General features: G+C 48.0%; 17 protein-coding genes and 1 tRNA gene. 15 read left to right on the top strand and 3 right to left on the bottom strand.

From position 1 onward, the window contains the following. The 14 genes from ACOJTG_RS19385 to ACOJTG_RS19450 form a co-directional block, all read left to right on the top strand. Positions 1-1163 (top strand): lipopolysaccharide biosynthesis protein (locus ACOJTG_RS19385; RefSeq protein ID WP_420155337.1); only part of this gene is annotated, 1163 nt, incomplete at its 5' end. A 289-nt stretch (positions 1164-1452) separates the two neighbouring features. Beyond that, positions 1453-2052, top strand: coding sequence for an RNA polymerase sigma factor (locus ACOJTG_RS19390; RefSeq protein ID WP_104715905.1), 600 nt, complete (start codon positions 1453-1455; stop codon positions 2050-2052). Then, positions 2027-2278 (top strand): hypothetical protein, encoded by a 252-nt coding sequence (locus tag ACOJTG_RS19395; RefSeq protein ID WP_420155338.1) that lies wholly within the window; start codon positions 2027-2029, stop codon positions 2276-2278. Before ACOJTG_RS19390 ends, ACOJTG_RS19395 begins: the two co-directional genes overlap by 26 nt. 70 nt (positions 2279-2348) lie before the next feature. Continuing rightward, positions 2349-3020, top strand: coding sequence for an endonuclease III (nth, locus tag ACOJTG_RS19400; RefSeq protein WP_420155339.1), 672 nt, complete (start codon positions 2349-2351; stop codon positions 3018-3020). Between the two features lie 73 nt (positions 3021-3093). Then, positions 3094-3876 (top strand): rhomboid family intramembrane serine protease, encoded by a 783-nt coding sequence (locus ACOJTG_RS19405; protein WP_420155340.1) that lies wholly within the window; start codon positions 3094-3096, stop codon positions 3874-3876. A 100-nt stretch (positions 3877-3976) separates the two neighbouring features. Further along, positions 3977-4882 carry a rhomboid family protein gene (locus ACOJTG_RS19410; protein ID WP_094813073.1) on the top strand — a complete coding sequence of 302 codons (906 nt, stop codon included), beginning with the start codon at positions 3977-3979 and terminating at the stop codon, positions 4880-4882. Between the two features lie 228 nt (positions 4883-5110). Beyond that, the gene (gene dxs, locus ACOJTG_RS19415) at positions 5111-7039 is read left to right on the top strand and encodes a 1-deoxy-D-xylulose-5-phosphate synthase (RefSeq protein WP_420155341.1); all 1929 of its coding nucleotides are present in this window, start codon (positions 5111-5113) and stop codon (positions 7037-7039) included. A 99-nt stretch (positions 7040-7138) separates the two neighbouring features. Further along, entirely contained in the window at positions 7139-7837 is a 699-nt protein-coding gene (locus ACOJTG_RS19420; protein ID WP_420155342.1) for a molybdopterin-dependent oxidoreductase, read from the top strand. Further along, positions 7837-8184: a protease inhibitor I42 family protein gene (locus ACOJTG_RS19425; protein WP_420155343.1), complete on the top strand. Its 348-nt coding sequence runs from the start codon at positions 7837-7839 to the stop codon at positions 8182-8184. Before ACOJTG_RS19420 ends, ACOJTG_RS19425 begins: the two co-directional genes overlap by 1 nt. 136 nt (positions 8185-8320) lie before the next feature. Continuing rightward, positions 8321-8980, top strand: coding sequence for a phosphatidylserine decarboxylase family protein (locus tag ACOJTG_RS19430; RefSeq protein WP_104715912.1), 660 nt, complete (start codon positions 8321-8323; stop codon positions 8978-8980). Positions 8981-9176: 196 nt separating this feature from the next. Continuing rightward, positions 9177-9560 (top strand): hypothetical protein, encoded by a 384-nt coding sequence (locus ACOJTG_RS19435; protein ID WP_420155344.1) that lies wholly within the window; start codon positions 9177-9179, stop codon positions 9558-9560. Positions 9561-9686: 126 nt separating this feature from the next. After that, entirely contained in the window at positions 9687-11015 is a 1329-nt protein-coding gene (locus ACOJTG_RS19440; RefSeq protein ID WP_420155345.1) for an LVIVD repeat-containing protein, read from the top strand. An 8-nt stretch (positions 11016-11023) separates the two neighbouring features. Then, on the top strand, positions 11024-11767 hold the full coding sequence (locus tag ACOJTG_RS19445; RefSeq protein WP_420155346.1) for a porin family protein: 744 nt from the start codon (positions 11024-11026) through the stop codon (positions 11765-11767). Next, entirely contained in the window at positions 11764-12315 is a 552-nt protein-coding gene (locus ACOJTG_RS19450) for a hypothetical protein (protein WP_420155347.1), read from the top strand. The genes ACOJTG_RS19445 and ACOJTG_RS19450 overlap by 4 nt, the downstream gene beginning before the upstream one ends. Before the next feature lie 94 nt (positions 12316-12409). Here ACOJTG_RS19450 and ACOJTG_RS19455 read toward each other — a convergent pair whose 3' ends face one another. Further along, on the bottom strand, positions 12410-13867 hold the full coding sequence (locus tag ACOJTG_RS19455; RefSeq protein ID WP_420155348.1) for a M20/M25/M40 family metallo-hydrolase: 1458 nt from the start codon (positions 13865-13867) through the stop codon (positions 12410-12412). Positions 13868-14099: 232 nt separating this feature from the next. Between ACOJTG_RS19455 and ACOJTG_RS19460 the strand changes: the two genes are divergently transcribed. Next, positions 14100-14186 (top strand) — tRNA-Leu (locus tag ACOJTG_RS19460). A gap of 122 nt (positions 14187-14308) precedes the next feature. On the opposite strand, the gene ACOJTG_RS19465 is transcribed toward ACOJTG_RS19460, so the two are convergent. Beyond that, the gene (locus ACOJTG_RS19465) at positions 14309-15820 is read right to left on the bottom strand and encodes a malate:quinone oxidoreductase (protein ID WP_420155349.1); all 1512 of its coding nucleotides are present in this window, start codon (positions 15818-15820) and stop codon (positions 14309-14311) included. A 674-nt stretch (positions 15821-16494) separates the two neighbouring features. Further along, entirely contained in the window at positions 16495-17898 is a 1404-nt protein-coding gene (gene lpdA, locus ACOJTG_RS19470) for a dihydrolipoyl dehydrogenase (protein WP_420155350.1), read from the bottom strand. Between the last annotated feature and the right edge of the window lie 233 nt (positions 17899-18131).

Below are 18131 nucleotides of genomic sequence, written 5' to 3' on the forward strand. Positions count from 1 at the left end.
TTATGATCATCGATGCGGTGGTCGCCATCCCCTACGCCCGGATCCGACTCGAAAAACGCCCCCGGAAATTTGTCGCCATTCGCGTTTCCAATATCCTTCTCAACGTGGGGCTGAATTTCTATTTTCTCTGGTTCTGCCGGAACATTCACGAAGGCAATTTTCTACCTTTTCTAAAAGGTACCTGGTTCTTCAACTACAATCCCGCATTGGGAGTGGGTTATATTGTTTTTGCCAATCTCATTGCCAATCTGGCCACGATTCCCATGTTATGGGGAGAGCTTCGGGATTTTCGCTTTCGCTGGGACTGGAACGCCTTCAAGCCCATGTGGATCTACGCGTACCCCATCCTTATTCTGGGCCTAGCAGGTAATTTCAATCAGCTTTTTGACCGGCTGGTGCTCGAACGCTGGTTGCCCGCAGGATTTTATCCGGGTCATACCTCGAAGGAAGCGTTAGGAATCTACGGCAACGTATACAAGCTTTCCATTTTTATGAGCCTGGTGATTCAGTCATTTCGTTACGCGGCTGAACCCTTCTTTTTCTCAAAAGCAGAAGATAAAAATGCTCCGGGTGTATTTGCGGACGTCATGAAATGGTTCGTAATTGTCTCAGTATTAATCTGGGTAGTTGTTTCGCTGAATCTGGATGTAGTGGCCCATTTGTTCCTGCGGCGGAAAGAATACTGGGAGGGCTTGCCGGTCGTACCTGTGTTATTATTGGCGAACCTGTTTCTGGGGGTGTACTACAACTTAACGGTCTGGTTCAAACTTTCGGATAAAACGCAATACGGTACCTTACTGACATTCATCGGAGCGGCGGTTACATTAGTCGCCAACTTTGCACTGATTCCCTGGCTAGGCTACATGGGCTGTGCCATTGCCTTTGCTCTTTCCTGTCTGGTCATGATGGTCACCTGTTATGTACTGGGCGACAAATATTATCCCATTCCGTATCACGTAACTTCGGCCGTGGGGTATATTACAGTAGGTGGATTATTAATTGGACTTTCTTCCTTGTATACGTTCGCTAACCTCTTCGTTTCTGCCTTGGTGCATGGCCTACTCGTGGTGGTCTTTTTGGTGGGTATACTGGTTGTGGAGCAAAATGCGTTACCACCCGCCATCCGGAAAAAATTAAAGTTTTTACCCGTCAAAAATGGTTAAAAGTCTAACTAATGAATTTATTGTACTATTTTTGTGACTCTTCACAAAAAAATAATACAGAGATTTCAGGCTTGTCTTCCGAATATGATTTGGTGAAGGAGGGATTTTCAGCTCTATTTTTGGAAAGTATTGTTAAAATCTGTTAAAACCGCGTCAGACGGGCTCAGACACGGCTTGGCGTTTTTGGTATTTTGCTGGAAGAGATTAATTTTGAATGCTACAATAAAAAAAACACGGATAGGAGATACTACATGAAGCACAGCTTTACGTTAACTAAACTGGAAAGTAAATGGCAAAAGTCCAATTTAGCGACAGTGAGCTGGTTTCGCTGTACATCCGTGGAAATGAGCGTGCCTTTGAACATTTAGTCAATCGCTATAAATCGAAGGTTTACACGACTATTTACCTCATCGTTAAGGATTCATTCGTTGCAGAAGATCTTACGCAGGATACCTTTATCAAGGCCGTAGATACGCTGCAATCGGGGAAGTACAACGAAGAAGGTAAATTCCTTCCCTGGATCATTCGAATCGCACACAACCTCGCTATTGATTACTTCCGCCGGGAGAAACGCTACCCTGAAGTGGTGTTCGAGGACGGCAGCAATGTGTTTAATACGTTAGAATTTGCAGACGACTCCATTGAGGCGGCTACCATCCGAAAGGAAACGTATGAACACCTGAAGGAACTCATTACGCGGCTTCCCGAGCCACAACGCGAAGTGCTGGTGATGCGGCACTACGAAGACATGAGTTTCCAGGAGATTGCTGACGCCACGGGCGTTAGTATTAACACCGCCTTAGGCCGTATGCGTTATGCTCTCATTAACTTACGGAAAATGATGAGTAAACACGTTCGGACGTATGATACAAACCTTTACACAAAATGACATTCTTCGGTACGCATACGAAGAAACAAGCACGGAAGAAAACCAGCAGATCGAAGAACTGCTCATGCACGACCATGAGTTACTGCTCTTCTATCTGGATATCATGGATCTGAAAGCCGGCTTAACTAAAGTAGAGCTGCAGCCATCCACCCGCGTTACGGATACTATTCTGGAATACTCGCGAGCGAGTCGCCAGAAGAACCAATCCCGTCAGGAATCGTACTGATTCAGCGGGATTGGTTTTTTATTATCTTCGCGTACCCCCTCTCTCTTCGGGAGTCGGGGTTTTTTTGCTTATGACTAAGAAAGAACGTTACGCTGGTGTATTGGCGTATTTTACCGAACACTTCCCCCAGCCCGAAACCGAGCTGAGTTACCGGAATCCTTACGAGTTGCTGGTATCCGTAATCTTATCGGCCCAGTGTACCGACAAACGGGTCAATCTCGTGACGCCTGCGCTGTTCGAGCAGTTTCCGACGCCTGAACTGTTGGCCCTAGCCACGCCCGATGAGGTCTTTATGTACATTCGATCCATTTCGTATCCAAACAATAAGGCCAAACATTTGGTTGGAATGGCAAGGATACTGGTCGAAGCGTTTGGATCGGAAGTGCCCGTCCGGATTGAAGATTTACAGAAAATGCCGGGGGTAGGTCGGAAGACGGCCAATGTGATTGCTTCCGTTATTTACAATCAGCCAACCATGGCGGTCGACACCCACGTATTTCGGGTATCGCACCGGATAGGGCTGGTTAGCAAAACGGCTACGACGCCTTTAGCCGTTGAAAAAGAGCTGATGAAGTACATTGCCAAGGAGCTGGTACCGAGGGCTCATCACTGGCTGATTTTGCACGGGCGATACGTTTGCGTAGCCCGTTCGCCCAAGTGCCTGGAATGCCCGCTAACGGAATTCTGTCAGTACTTTCAGAAAAATCTCCTGGTACCTGGCGGAAGGAAGTTAAACGAATAATTACTAAAGGAGAACGGTTTTTTGTGCACTTTTGCCGAAGTCCGATTTATCTACAAGCGTACGCATACATCCTATGTTCAATCTTACACCGGCCGTACGAGTTATCCTGATTCTTAATGTAGCGGTATTTGCCGCTCAGAACCTGCTAGTACCCAATTTGGATGAATGGCTAGGACTGCACAATTTCAGTTCTCCTCTCTTCAATCCGATTCAGATGGTTTCGCACATGTTCCTTCACGGCAATCTGGGTCACATTTTCAGTAATATGTTCGCCCTGATTATGTTTGGTCCCGGACTGGAGCAATTGTGGGGTACCAAGCGGTTTACCTTTTTTTATCTGTTTACGGGAATCGGGGCAGGGTTACTGTATTCGGGAATCAATTATTATGAGATAAGCCAGTTGAAAGAAGCGGCTCTATTGTTCATTCAAGACCCGGATCCCACAAACTTCGTAGGTTTTGTCAATGATTACGCCCCTCAGCTCAATTCAATACCTGAAGTACGACGGTACCTGGAAAATCCGGACGTAGCTCTGTACCAAAATCAGTGTATTTATTTGACGAAGCAGTACGTCGCTTTAGCCTTAAATGCTCCGATGGTAGGGGCTTCCGGAGCTATTTTCGGATTACTAATGGCCTTTGGCATGTTGTTCCCCAATACTACGTTGTTTTTGTTGTTCATTCCCTTTCCAATCAAGGCTAAATATTTTGTAGCTTTATATGGAATATTTGAGTTATACTCTGGTTTACACCGCACTCCCGGCGATAACGTGGCACACTTCGCTCACATCGGCGGAATGCTTTTTGCTTTTATTTTAATTCGGTACTGGGCCGGACAACGGAAAAATTTCTATTGATCAGGCATTATTTTTTTTAAGATTTACAGGAGCCGTATGCGTTAGCTTTCATAACTAAGTATAGGGTAACCATGGGAACTATTAACGCTATTTTTTAGCTATGAGCGGCTTTGTCGACGATATCAAGGAGGCTTTTTCCAGAAGAGACAATGGGTTGATTCAGTTGATTCTGATCAACGTTTTTGTGTTCTTGGTTTTGTTAGTAATTCAGGTAAGCTTCAGTCTGGCCGGAAAACCGGGTATCTACGGGATGATTCTCGACCAGATAGCGATGAAACCTAATCTGGGCCACATTCTGTATAAACCCTGGACCCTACTGACGTACTGCTTTGTCCATCAGCAGGTACTGCATATTTTATTCAATATGCTGTTTCTCTTCTGGTTTGGTCAATTGGTACAGGAGTATCTAGGGAGCCGTCGGTTGGTAAGTATTTACTTGCTGGGCGGCATTTTTGGTGGATTGATCTATCTGACCTTATACAACGTAGTTCCTTACTTTCAGGCCAATCTGGAAGAACTCAATATTGGAGCTTCGGGAGCCGTATACGCTGTCATGCTCGGAGCAGCCACGCTACTACCAAATTATACCTTTCACGTACTGATTATTGGTCCCGTTCGGATCAAATACATTGCAGCCTTCTGCGTTATCGTTTCTTTCGCCCAGATTCCGGGTACGAATGCGGGCGGGAACATTGCTCACCTGAGCGGAGCTTTATTTGGTTATCTGTACATCCGAATGCTACGCCGGGGAATTGATCTGGGCCAGCCCGTTGAAGCCGTACTGGATTTTTTCAAACGCCTGTTCGCCCGCGAACCGCGACCAACGATGCAGGTCAAGTACCGTTCACAAACGCGGACGAGCTTCACGACGTATAGCACCACTACCGAAGATTATCCCGGCGATGAAGAAATAGACGCGATTCTGGACAAGATTTCGAAATCCGGCTACGAAAGTCTTACGCGGGAAGAAAAGCAGAAGCTTTACAAGGCCAGTCAGAAGAATTAAAGGAAGCACCCCTCGCCTACCGAGGGGTTTTTCAATGCGGGATATACAAGGAATATACGGTACCCAACCGGTTTTTACCGTACCTTTGTCCTCGTTTTACCAAAACCCACAGAAGGCTGCGAAACATTTCGTGACTTTCAAGGGTTTAAGACTCACAGTTCATCTATGAATCATGGAATGAGCGAGTGCTAACGAGTAACTCATTCAGTTCCTGAATCCCCTTATGCAATGCTTATTACGCCTGGTCCTTTGCTAGCTCAAATTGACACCCCTGAGGAATTGCGGAAGTTGGATAAATCGCAATTGGTTCAGGTCTGCCAGGAGTTACGTCAATTCATTGTTGATAATGTCTCCGTCTACGGCGGACACTTTGGAGCTAGCTTAGGGGTGGTAGAGCTCACAGTAGCCCTGCACTACGCCCTGCATACGCCCGAAGATCAGATTGTTTTTGATGTCGGGCACCAGGCTTACGGCCATAAAATTCTTACCGGTCGCCGCAATCGTTTTCATACCAACCGTTTCTACGGGGGCCTTTCGGGCTTTCCCAAACGCAAAGAAAGTCCCTATGATGCCTTTGGTGTGGGACACTCTTCCACGTCGATTTCAGCGGCGTTGGGCATGTCGGTAGGAGCCTTGCACAACGGTAATACCCAACAGCAGCACGTAGCTATTATTGGCGATGGCGCTCTGACGGGCGGTATGGCCTTCGAGGCCATGAACCACGCGGGTTCGCTGAAGGATACGAATTTGCTGATTGTCCTCAATGACAATTGCATGAGTATCGATCCGAACGTAGGAGCCCTGAAGGATTATCTGACCGATATTACCACGTCTCATACCTACAATCGGGTGAAGGATGAAGTCTGGAACCTGCTCGGTAAAATGAGTAATTTCGGACGGACGGCTCAGGAAATCGTTTCGAAGATCGAAAATGGTCTTAAAGCGACGTTACTGCATCAGAGCAACCTGTTTGAATCGCTGAATTTACGGTATTTTGGTCCCGTAGACGGGCATGACGTCGATCATCTGACAGAAATCTTCTCGGATTTGAAAGCTATTCCGGGCCCCAAAATTCTGCACTGCGTAACCGTCAAGGGCAAAGGATACGGTCCGGCGGAGAAGGATCAGACCAAGTGGCACGCTCCCGGAAAATTCGATAAGATTACCGGGGAGATTTTCAAGAAAGTATACGAGAAACCCCAGCCACCGAAATACCAGGAAGTATTTGGTAATACGCTGGTGGAACTGGCGGAACAGAATGCTAAAATCGTAGGCGTAACGCCCGCCATGCCGAGTGGTTCTTCCATGAATATCATGATGAAAGCCATGCCGGAACGGGCTTTCGATGTGGGCATTGCGGAACAGCACGCGGTTACGTTTTCAGCGGGTATGGCTACCCAAGGCCTGACGGTATTCTGTAACATCTACAGTACTTTCATGCAGCGGGCCTACGATCAGGTTGTACACGACGTTTGTATTCAGGAGTTACCCGTCGTTTTCTGTCTGGACCGGGCTGGTTTTGCCGGAGCCGACGGACCGACGCACCACGGAGCGTACGACATCGCTTTTATGCGTTGCATTCCCAATATGATCGTAGCCTCTCCCATGAACGAACAGGAGCTACGAAACCTGATGTACACGGCTCAAAGTGACAGCGTACAATCCGGTACTCAATCCATCACGATCCGGTATCCTCGGGGCGAAGGCGTAATGCCCGACTGGCGTACACCCTTCGAACTAATCGAAATCGGTAAAGGTCGTAAGGTACAGGATGGCGAAGAAGTGGCTATTCTGACCATCGGACCGATTGGTAATTACGTACCTAGTGCCTGCCAACTGCTCGAAAAAGAGGGGTTGACGCCTGCTCATTATGACCTGCGTTTTGTGAAGCCATTAGACGAAGCTCTCTTACACGAAGTGTTCCAGAAGTTTGATAAAGTTATTACCGTAGAAGATGGTTGTGTGATGGGAGGTATGGGTTCAGCAGTGCTGGAATTCATGACGGAACATGGGTATACGGCTAAAGTAAAACGGCTGGGTATTCCGGATCGCATCGTTGAACACGGCGAGCAGCTTGAATTGCACCGGGAATGTGGATTTGATCCTGAAGGAATCGCCCGGGCCGTACGCGAACTGGCCGTTCTGACTTTAGCCTAATCGATAAGAAATTAGTAAAATGCTGTGAAAGCCCGTTCCATAGGAATGGGCTTTTTACTTGGTATTTTATACATTTGAAGGAGAAGAAGCTCAACTGCCATGGAACAATCACCCGACGAAAAACTGGAGCGTATCATCGAGGCCCGGATGAAGCTTAAAGCCCGGTTCGAAGAACGTATAAACAATACGCCCTCCATCGCCGACGAACGGCCCCAGGGGAAGGGCCCGACCAATCGTCACGGAATGCCGCAAGTCCCCGTTGGACAAACCATTACGCAAAAGTGGCCCGTACTGGACCTGGGTTATCATCCCGATATTTCACTGGACCGCTGGCGATTGACCATCGACGGTGAAGTAGAACATCCTGTGATTCTGAAATGGGACGATTTCATGGCGTTACCGCAAACCGAGGATACCTCCGATTTTCACTGCGTAACGACCTGGTCGAAGCTGGACATGGTCTGGAAAGGCGTTCGGCTCATGGATCTGGCAGCCTTGGTACAACCCAAGGAAACGGCTACCCACTTGTTATGTTACGGCTACGATACTTATACGACAAACGTTTCGCTGGAAGAAGCCCTGAAACCCGACGTATTACTAGCCCATACCGTATACGACGAACCGCTCGCCCTCGAACATGGTGGTCCGGTCCGGATGATTACACCCCAGCTGTACGCCTGGAAAGGATCGAAATGGATCAAACGGATTCAGTTTTTACCGCAGAATAAATTAGGTTTTTGGGAAGAGCGGGGGTATTCCAATACGGCCTATCCCTGGCGTAACGACCGCTATAGCTGATGAAACACTGGAGCCTGATGGGAGCCTTACTGCTCCTGAGTGTAGGAGCCTGGGCCCAAGGGCCGGGTAGATTAACGCTGGGAGTAGGAAATAGCCGTGAGATTCGTCTGGGAAGTAATCCTGAGATGGGTCATCAATGGACCTACGTGTTGAGCGACTCAAGCGTAGTGAAGATTACCAGTAAGTATCAGGCCAATAAGCCACTTCGCCCCGGTGCTGGTGGTGAACAGATCTATACGGTCAAGGGCTTACGCAAAGGAACGACGCTCTGGATTCTTAACTACGTTCCCTCTGACCCTAAGCAAAAGCCCGCTCGTACGGTTCATTATCTGATTACCGTACACTAAGGAATCGTGCTATTTTTTGTACCTTGCGGCCCCAACCGAGCCGCTTTGGCTCGGGTACACCTAAGAAAAAAAGCTGATTCGCTGTTACAGGGCGTACGAAAGCCCGGATAGTCGAAGTTTCTCAAGATTTAGCCCTATGACCATCCACCGAGAAGGTATTGCTACGTTGTCCCTGGCTCTGGCCATCTTGCTGGCCATTAATGCTACGATTGCCTACCTATTTCCAGCCCAGACTCTGACCCGTCAGGTCGTGATCGTAGTAAGTATCATTGTCTACTTAATCATTCTACAGTTTTTCAGAAGTCCCCGTCGTAAAACGGTTCAGGATTCCAAGCATATCATCGCCCCAGCGGACGGAAAAGTGGTCGTGATTGAAGAAACGGTTGAAACGGAGTATTTCAACGGTCCCCGCCGGCAGGTAAGCATTTTTATGTCGCCGATTAATGTGCACGTCAATCGCAGTCCGCTTTCCGGCATGGTCTCCTTTTTCAAGTATCATCCCGGAAAATACCTGGTAGCCTGGCATCCCAAGTCCTCGACGGAAAACGAACGTACGACCATCGTGGTACGACATGAATCCGGCGTAGAAGTGATGTTTCGTCAGATTGCCGGGGCTTTGGCCCGCCGCATTTGCTGGTACGTAAAAGAAGGCGATGCGGTCACGCAGGGTGAAGAATTTGGCTTTATTAAATTCGGTAGCCGGGTGGATATTTTTCTCCCCCTAGACGCTAAAATTCTGGTTAAACTGGGAGATAAACCCGTGTCTGGTCAAACGGTAATTGCCGAGCTAGCCTAGTTTCGCTTTCCATATATCATTCGAAAGAGCAGCTTCAGGCTGCTCTTTTTTTGTGCCTACGCCTGAAAAGCCGGGGTCTTAACGTTTTTTAAGTAAACTTTTTTGAAAAAACTTTTTTGCCTTTCCAACTTTCTGGTCTTCAAGAGGGTCTTTACCATACCTTTCCTGTAAAAGCCAATTTTTAAAATGAATAGTTATGAAACGCATACTCGCTCTGGGAGGGCTCTTGCTGGTTTTAGTATCCTGTGAAAAAGAGAAAATTTACCGGGATGACAGCGAGCGACTTCGTGGAATGGAGCAGGAGATCCTGGCCTTCATTCAGGACAAAGCCTGTCAGAGCGAGCGAGTGTGCGGTAGTATTGCCTTTGGTAGCAAACCCTGTGGTGGCCCCTGGAAATATCTGGTGTATTCGCTGAAGGCCGCCGACGTAGCCCGACTGGAAGAGAAAGTACGGAGCTATAACCAGTTAGAAAAGAAAGTAAATACCCGGGAAGGAAAGATCTCGGATTGCGTACAGGTAACTCCGGTAACGGTAGACTGCATTGATGGGCAATGCCTGCCTTATACAGTAAAGGACTGAGTGACAGGTAGGTAAGGTAAACCGGAAATCATCCAATAAAGAAGTAGTAATCGGCTGTTCCTGCTCGAGCAACCCGGATCGTCGCGTCTTTAACCCTTTATTCACCTTATATCCTACGACTACTCGATGAAAAAGCCTCTACTCGTATTCATTCTGGCGGCATTTGGCCTTAGCTCCTGCGAAGACCAGTGTCAGCAAACCCGTGTATACCGCCAGCTCTCCCCCTTTCAAGTTTCCTTGAGTGAATTACGTCAGAATGGGGTAGCCATTAAGGAAGCTACGGGTTTAGAAAATCCTGGCAAAATTTACGCCAAGGATAACTTTCTCTTCATCAATGAAGTAAAGAAGGGGATTCACGTCATTGACAATACGGACCCGGCCAATCCCGTCAACCTATCGTTTATCAGTATTTTAGGTAATGCCGATATGGCGGTGAAGGGCAACACGCTGTACGCCGATAGTTATACAGATTTTCTGGTTTTTGATATTTCCAACCCCCGGCAACCCCTACAATTGCAACGGATTACGAATGCTTTTCAGAGCGGTATGGTAGAAGGGATTAGCTGGTCTACAAACGCGTCGAATTGGGGAAATACCCAGCAGGAGGCTACGGTGATCACGGATTATACCCCTAACCTGGTCACTCAGGTGACGGAAACGGACTGCGAAGGCAATGCAACGAATCCAGGGGGTTGGGGCGGCTGGCTAAATAGTTTTGCTTCATCTTCGCTGTATTCCGACAGTAAAAGTTCTGGGGGAAGTCAAGGAAGCGGTACTGGTGGCTCGATGGCTCGTTTTGCGATTGTGAATAATATCCTGTACGCCGTCACCAACCAGAATATGCAGCTTTTCGACATTACGCAACCTAAAAATCCGCAAAAGGGTAATGCCGTTACGCTAGGCTGGGGCATCGAAACCATTTATCCGTATAAAGACCGCCTGTACGTAGGTTCGACGACGGGTATGCATATTCTTTCCAATGCCGATCCAAATAACCCCGTCCGCGTATCTACGCTAAGCCACGTACGAGCCTGTGATCCGGTGGTAGTACACGATAACTATGCTTTTGTGACCTTACGGGCTCAGCAAGGCAGTGCGATGTGTGGACCTTCCCAGAACAATCAACTGGATGTGATCGACGTCTCGAACATGTACAGCCCGAAACTATTGAAAAGCTTTCCCATGCAGGAGCCTTACGGATTGGGCGTGGACCACCCGACCTTGTTCGTTTGCGAAGGAAAATACGGTCTGAAAAGCTATGATGTGAGTGATCCTTTACAACTGGATAAGAAAATGCTCAACCACTTCAAGGGCATGGATGCGTACGATGTGATTCCGCTCAGTACCAAAGTGCTGATGCTGATTGGAAAGGATGGTTTCTATCAGTACGATTACAGTAATCGAAACAATCCCAAGCTGTTAAGCAAAATTCCCGTACGACGTAAAGATCTCTAATTAGCCTTATGAGACATCTAGTGTGGCTAGTACTGCTGATTACTGGGTTTGCTCAGGGGCAGACGAATCAGTTGTACCTACGCGGCGGCTTGAGCCGATCGCACTTTACGGGAGAAAGTGCTTCTTCAGAAACGCAACTCTGGACGAGTAACGAAATAAGTTACCCCGGTATTTGGCCTGCTCAAACGACCCGTGCAAGCAACTTTCTAGGACGTAGATTTCAATCCGGATTTACGGGCGGCTTGGGCTGGCGGCATCGGTTGAGTACGCACTGGGCCTTTCGTACGGAGTTGAACTATGAGCAAGGCGGGGGAAGAATTGATCCATTGCGGAACACGCCAACGAAACAGATCGCCTACGGCCCGCCGATTCGTTTCCTCCGGGATCTCATCAGCCTGCCCTTACTGGCCGAATACAATCAGTCCCTGAATTCCCGCTGGCGGCTCTATGGATTCGCAGGCCTACAAGTAGCGTATCAGTTAAAGGCTTTGGAAAAAGGAAGAATTGATGAGCCCTGGAGGTCCAGTCTGCCTACTTTTTACGAATACACGTACAACCGGAATGAAACCTACCGACAGACGGAGCTCGGCGGCCTACTGGGCCTGGGTACCCAGGGCGAATGGTTTGGTCAGCAGGTAGGCCTGGAAATTCGGTACCAGACTGGTTTGTTAAACGTAGTTAGTCCCACCATGATCGGACGGGGTCGTATGGAATCCTTTCAAGCTTCTGTCCTTTACTATTTACCCTTATGAAGCAAATTTTATTCTTTATGCTGTTGAGTAGCTCCGTGTACGCTCAGGTCAACCAACGCCGGGGGTATACGAACCATACGGAGATGGGTATTTTGCTGGGCCGGGTAGCCTTCAACAACCAGCCGGCCATAAGCAAAGCCAGTTTTTCAGCACTGACTTTTAACGGATACCGGTTTATTCCCGCTCTGGCCGTAGGACTTACTGTCGGCGTGGATGCGTACCGAACCCAAATGATTGTACCGCTATCGCTCGGCTTACGGGGCGATTTCCTGAAGAATCAAAAAGTAACGCCTTTCTACGCCATTGACATTGGAAAGGGCATGACCGGACTCATCAAAAACAATACGCTTTCGTATAAACGAGGCGGTCTTCATTTGAACCCGGCTCTGGGCTTACGCTTTGCTACGGGAGGTAGTTCGAGTTTGAGCTGGAGTGTAGGGTACAAACGCCAGTTGTTATCCAGTGGTACTGAAAACGGCTACGGCGAAGGTGTATATTATGATTACGCGTACAATCGCTTCTCGATGCGAATGGGAATGAGCTTTTGAATAAAAAAGAGCCGGCATGAACCGGCTCCTGTTGACTTTTTATTTGGTGTTAAGGCGAACAAGCCCGGAGTCTTTGCTCCGGGTTTTGTGTTTCTTACCAACGCCATTCCTTGCCCAGCATGAGTTCGTCCTTCAAACCCTGTTTTTCCAGAAACGCTTTCGTTTGTTCGGAAGTGAGCTTACGAGCGGGCAGTTCGGGAGTATTCGCCAGGGCGTACAACATCATGGCGGTATAACGAACCGTATTCCGCAAGCCTTCTTTATCCACTTTATCAAACGTATCGAGGTTGGTGTGGTACGTACGACCTACCGTTGGGGGCAAGTGACCCAGCGGCGTTAGCGTGGGAATACCTTCCAGCATAAAAGGCTGATGATCGGAATGCAAACCAGCCCGGTTCATGATTTCATTTTTGTAGTTAGGCTCTACGGCTTGAATCTGACTGCCGACCTGATTGCAAAAAGCTTCCATGGCATCCCAGCCAGAAATATTCATCCCGGAAGGCTGATTGGTCATATCCAGATTGATCATGTACTGAATACGGTCGAGCGTATTGGTTTGTTTGGCGGCCTTCACGTACGCTTTAGAACCCAACAATCCCTGTTCTTCGCCCATGAATAAAACGAATTCAATCGTCCGGCGAGGTTTCAGGTTGAGTTTTTTCAGGGTACGGGCAATGTCCATAATGGCAAACGATCCCAGACCGTTGTCGATGGCTCCCGTAGCCAGATCCCAGCTGTCGAGGTGGGCTCCGATGACGATTTTATCTTTACTTCTTCCCTTGAGCGTCGCTACGATGTTTCGGGCCTGTACTTTCCGGCTGTGGTTTCGCATATCCACCAGAGCCATGAGTTTTTCTTCCGTCATCCATTCCCGAATCCGCTGACCGCTTTCCAGTGAAATACAAACGGCTGGAATGGTAATCAGCGAGCCAGTTACGGAAGCGGTGCCCGTCAGCAGGACATTTCCCGGAACGGTGTTCACCATTACGATGCCCGCGGCTCCGTAACGGGTGGCCAGAGCCGTTTTTTCCGAGCGGTGCAAGTTTTTCGTTCCTGGAGCGGCTCCCAGTAAACCAAGGTTAGCTAGTACCACCCGACCCGAGATGCGGGCTTTTTGAGCCTCAAAATCAGCTTCCAGGCCGTTTCCAACGTCGACGAGATCCGCACTTACATTCGCCTCCAGGGGTGAGTGAGCCAGGGCTACGACGGGAATGTCCTGGAAATTGTCGCTTTTGCGGGGAGCAATAGCTAGGGTTACGGTATCACGACTCCAGGCTTCCAGGTCGAAAGGCTGGTACGATACATCACGAAAGCCGTAACTTCTGAGTAGATCGTAGGCATAGGTTTCCGCTTTTTGTCCATTCGGACTACCCGTAAGCCGATGTCCGATCAGACGAGTAGCCTCGCCCAGTTTCTCGTAAGCTTGGGAACGCTCGTCAACTTCACTATTGATTCGGCTAAATACGCTACCAAGCTCATCGGGAAGAAGAGTGGAAGTAAGACAAGCCAGCACCACTGCGACCAAGGCGTAGCGGTATAAAAGGGATTTCATCGTGGGTATACAGTTCAATCGTTAAGGAATGAGAGTAGGCTTGTGACAAAAACCGTGCTTGCGGATAGGAAAGTTCACTAATTTGCTCCCATGGACGAACAAAAATAAACATTACAACTAGCTTATACAGAGGTTTGAAGGGGATTGTCAAAAATAAATTTTCAAAAAAAGTAAGCAAAATCTTGACGAGGGTACCTCTTTATGCTACTTTTGCAATCCCAAAGCCAAAGATACCGAAGTGGTGGAATTGGTAGACACGCACGTTTCAGGGGCGTGTGTCTTTACGGACATGCGGGTTCGAGTCCCGCCTTCGGTACCACTTTACAAAAAGCCGGCTCTAAGCGGGCTTTTTGTGTTTTATGCCCCTACCCTGCGTGCAATAAAAAAGCTGTCAGCGAGAAGCTGACAGCCTAGTATATGTATTGCATCAGAGACTTCTTCCTATACTTCTACGCCATTTAATCCTAACGCACGAGCCGTCCGATCGCGGGATTTTTCCAACAGAGCTGCATCTTTAGCTAGCGATTTTCCGTAGGAAGGAATCATTTCCCGTAGCTTCGACTGCCAAGCTTCGGAGCTTGATTTTTCGGCGAAACAACGCTTGAGTAAGTCCAGCATGATGGCAACGGACGTAGAAGCTCCCGGCGAAGCTCCTAACAGGGCGGCAATGGAGCCGTCAGCGGCACTAACGACCTCCGTACCAAATTCCAAAATTCCGCCTTTCTTGGGGTCTTTTTTGATCACCTGTACCCGTTGACCAGCCACTTCGAGTTTCCAGTCTTCCAGACGGGCCGAGGGCATATAATCTTTGAGAGCGTTCAGTCGATCTTCCGGTGACTGACGTACCTGATCAATCAGATATTTGGTCAGCGGAATATTCTGAATACCTGCCGCCATCATGGGGCCAATGTTATTCAGCTTGATTGATTTGGGTAAATCGAGGTACGACCCGTTTTTCAAAAACTTCGTCGAGAAACCGGCGTAAGGTCCGAAAAGCAATGCTTTCTTCCCATCAATCACCCGCGTATCCAAGTGAGGTACCGACATCGGAGGCGAACCTACGGCTGCTTTGCCGTATACTTTAGCCTGGTGACGTTCGATAATGGCCGGATCGGTACAAACCAGCCACTGACCGCTTACCGGGAATCCACCAAAGCCTTTTCCTTCCTTGATTCCTGATTTTTCCAGTAAGTGCAGCGAACCACCACCCGCTCCAATAAAAACAAAAGGCGTTAGTAAATCACGCTTTTTACCACCTTTCCGATTCTTTACCTCCACTTTCCAGCGACCGTCGCGTTGGCGATCAATGTCGCGAACTTCGTGATTGAGTGAAAGCGATACGCCGGGCAAACCCTTCAAATAGTTAAAGATACGCCGAGTAAGTTCACCGAAATTGACATCAGTACCAATGTCCATTCGCGTGGCGGCGATTTTCTCATTCGGGTCACGACCCTCCGTGATGAGCGGGGCCCACTCGCCGATCTCCGCAGGATCTTCGGAGTAGAGCATGCCTTTGAAGAGGTGATTCTTCGTCAGGGCCTGATGCCGTTTCTTCAGGTAATCCACATTGTCATTGCCCCAAACAAAGCTCATGTGCGGTGTATTGACAATGAAGTCCTGCGGTGAAGTAACAATATTTTTTTCCACCAGATACGCCCAGAATTCGCGTGATAATTCAAACGACTCGGCGATCTTAATGGCTTTGTTAATTTCAACGGAGCCGTCGGGTTTTTGCGGCGTATAGTTCAATTCGCAGAAGGCCGAGTGACCGGTACCCGCATTGTTCCAGGCATCGGAACTCTCCGCAGTCACTACATCCAGGCGTTCAAAGATTTCAATCGTCAGGTCGGGTTGCAATTCTTTGAGCATCATCCCCAGGGTGGCACTCATAATCCCGGCACCAATCAATACGACGTCAGGGTCATTATTTACAGATTTTTTACTGGTATTCATAGGGAAATACGGTTACTTTCAATGGAATGAATCGGAGCCTTTCCGTTATGCTAACAAGTTTGTAATCAATCAAATAAAGAAGTTTGTGCCAGGTTTTAGCCTTGCTAATTACTCCTCTGGCAGAAAGCACTTAAAATGGGCTTTCAAAAATATCGGTTATCCACAAAATTTTAATCCTTTTACCGCAGGATGTTGGTATTTTGTTATAGTTTCTCCTGAAAAAAGGCTTGTAGACCCTTTTGAATACGGTTTGAATTAGACGTACACACGCGTCAAAAGAAAAACCAAGTATTCAACTTTCCTTGGTAAGGAAGAGTTTTCGAAAACGCTAATAAATACATACCAGCTTCCGGTGTGTACCCGCGGATCTTTACCCACAAGCACCTGATTATCACAAATTGTAGACGTTGAAAGTTCCGGGAAACCCTGGAAAAAGAGAGGAGTTTTCAGTTTAGAGCTTACCGATTGTACCAGGGGTGTAACCCATGGCTAATCATATTCAACCCCTTTGGGGTTAGCATGCTCAGTTGTATCGCATTACCCAACCCTGAAGGAGTTCAATAGGATTAGCCCCGTATGCAATGCGGGGATCAAGGGTGAATTTAAACCTGAAATAAAAAACTCCCTTTCAAAGCGATTTGAAAGGGAGTTTTTTATGGAATGCAAAAGCAATCTTATAAGTCGATGGCTTCGCCGTAAGCTGCTTCGGTAGCACCTTTCACCGCTTCCGACATGGTCGGGTGCGGGTGAACCGTACGCAGGATTTCGTGAGCCGTTGTTTCAAGCTTACGAGCCGCTACTACTTCAGCAATCATTTCCGTAACGTTGGTACCGATCATGTGAGCACCCAGCCACTCGCCGTATTTAGCATCGTAAATAACTTTTACGAAACCATCGCGGGCACCGGCTGCGGTTGCCTTACCAGAAGCTGCGAAGGGGAATTTACCCACTTTCACATCATAACCCAGTTCACGGGCTTTCTTTTCAGTCAGACCTACAGAAGCAATCTCGGGTGAGCAGTAGGTACAGCCCGGAATGTTACCGTAATCCAACGCTTCGGTATGGTGACCGGCAATGTGCTCAGCACAGATAATACCTTCAGCAGTAGCTACGTGAGCCAAAGCCTGACCAGGTACACAGTCGCCAATCGCGAAGAAACCAGGAACATTGGTTTCGTACCACTGATTGACCGTGATTTTACCTTTATCCGTAGCGATGCCTACGTCTTCCAGACCAATATTCTCAATATTAGCTACGACACCAGCCGCAGAAAGTACCACGTCAACGTCGAAGAATTTCTCTCCGTCCGGCGTTTTTACTTTCACTTTGCAACCTTCACCGCTCGTATCCACTGATTCAACGGCCGAGTTGGTGTAGATGTCGATACCAAGTTTTTTGTATTGCTTGGCCAGTTCTTTCGATACGTCTTCGTCCTCCACGGGAACAACGCTCGGCAGAAACTCTACGATGGTCACTTTCGTACCCATGCTGGCGTATACGTAAGCAAACTCCACACCGATAGCTCCTGAACCAATGACCAGCATTGATTTAGGCTGCTTTTCGAGGGACATGGCTTTGCGGTATTCGATTACCTTTTCGCCGTCGATTTTGATGTTGGGCAACTCACGAGCCCGACCACCCGTAGCGATTACAACGCCTTTGGTAGCTGTGTAGTCCGTTTTCGCTCCGTCAGCGGCGGTTACTTCAACCGTTTTGTTGGCTTTTACTTTGCCGTAACCCATGATGACGTCGATTTTATTCTTCTTCATCAGGAAAGCTACGCCTTTGCTCATGGAAGTAGCAACACCCCGTGAACGGCTAATGACAGCACTGAAATCAGCGTTGTAAGATCCGTCCTGAATCGTAATGCCGTAATCTTTGGCGTGTTTAATATATTCAAAAACCTGAGCAGACTTTAAAAGAGCTTTTGTTGGAATACAACCCCAGTTGAGGCAGATCCCTCCGAGGCTTTCTTTCTCTACAATTGCGACTTTCATGCCCAGTTGGGAAGCACGTATGGCAGTAGGATAACCGCCAGGGCCACTTCCTACTACGATCAAATCATACTGTTGAGCCATTGTTGCGAAATCTTTTTAAAAGGTTTGGGCCGAAGCCACACAAAAATAGAAGAAAACCCGCTGGAAAGAGTCTTCCAATTGGAAGTTTCCCAGGAGAGCAAAATCAGAGATATGGTATAAAGGCGTTTTTTGGTAGACAAACCCCTAGAAAATATCTTCCCTTTTAACAGCAAAAGTAGGTAAAAAGGTTTCCTTTCCTCACCCGTACAAGGTAAGGCGATCCGTGCTGAAAA

Origin of the sequence: Siphonobacter sp. (assembly GCF_048595215.1) — a bacterium.
In the GTDB taxonomy this organism is placed as follows: domain Bacteria; phylum Bacteroidota; class Bacteroidia; order Cytophagales; family Spirosomataceae; genus Siphonobacter.

Coding starts and splice junctions, on each gene's coding strand:
- ACOJTG_RS19440 (WP_420155345.1), top strand. CDS start 9,687: ATGAAAAAGCCTCTACTCGTATTCATTCTGGCGGCATTTGGCCTTAGC.
- ACOJTG_RS19435 (WP_420155344.1), top strand. CDS start 9,177: ATGAAACGCATACTCGCTCTGGGAGGGCTCTTGCTGGTTTTAGTATCC.
- ACOJTG_RS19430 (WP_104715912.1), top strand. CDS start 8,321: ATGACCATCCACCGAGAAGGTATTGCTACGTTGTCCCTGGCTCTGGCC.
- ACOJTG_RS19465 (WP_420155349.1), bottom strand. CDS start 15,820: ATGAATACCAGTAAAAAATCTGTAAATAATGACCCTGACGTCGTATTG.
- nth (WP_420155339.1), top strand. CDS start 2,349: ATGACTAAGAAAGAACGTTACGCTGGTGTATTGGCGTATTTTACCGAA.
- ACOJTG_RS19395 (WP_420155338.1), top strand. CDS start 2,027: ATGATACAAACCTTTACACAAAATGACATTCTTCGGTACGCATACGAA.
- dxs (WP_420155341.1), top strand. CDS start 5,111: ATGCTTATTACGCCTGGTCCTTTGCTAGCTCAAATTGACACCCCTGAG.
- ACOJTG_RS19455 (WP_420155348.1), bottom strand. CDS start 13,867: ATGAAATCCCTTTTATACCGCTACGCCTTGGTCGCAGTGGTGCTGGCT.
- lpdA (WP_420155350.1), bottom strand. CDS start 17,898: ATGGCTCAACAGTATGATTTGATCGTAGTAGGAAGTGGCCCTGGCGGT.
- ACOJTG_RS19410 (WP_094813073.1), top strand. CDS start 3,977: ATGAGCGGCTTTGTCGACGATATCAAGGAGGCTTTTTCCAGAAGAGAC.
- ACOJTG_RS19390 (WP_104715905.1), top strand. CDS start 1,453: ATGGCAAAAGTCCAATTTAGCGACAGTGAGCTGGTTTCGCTGTACATC.
- ACOJTG_RS19405 (WP_420155340.1), top strand. CDS start 3,094: ATGTTCAATCTTACACCGGCCGTACGAGTTATCCTGATTCTTAATGTA.
- ACOJTG_RS19450 (WP_420155347.1), top strand. CDS start 11,764: ATGAAGCAAATTTTATTCTTTATGCTGTTGAGTAGCTCCGTGTACGCT.
- ACOJTG_RS19425 (WP_420155343.1), top strand. CDS start 7,837: ATGAAACACTGGAGCCTGATGGGAGCCTTACTGCTCCTGAGTGTAGGA.
- ACOJTG_RS19445 (WP_420155346.1), top strand. CDS start 11,024: ATGAGACATCTAGTGTGGCTAGTACTGCTGATTACTGGGTTTGCTCAG.
- ACOJTG_RS19420 (WP_420155342.1), top strand. CDS start 7,139: ATGGAACAATCACCCGACGAAAAACTGGAGCGTATCATCGAGGCCCGG.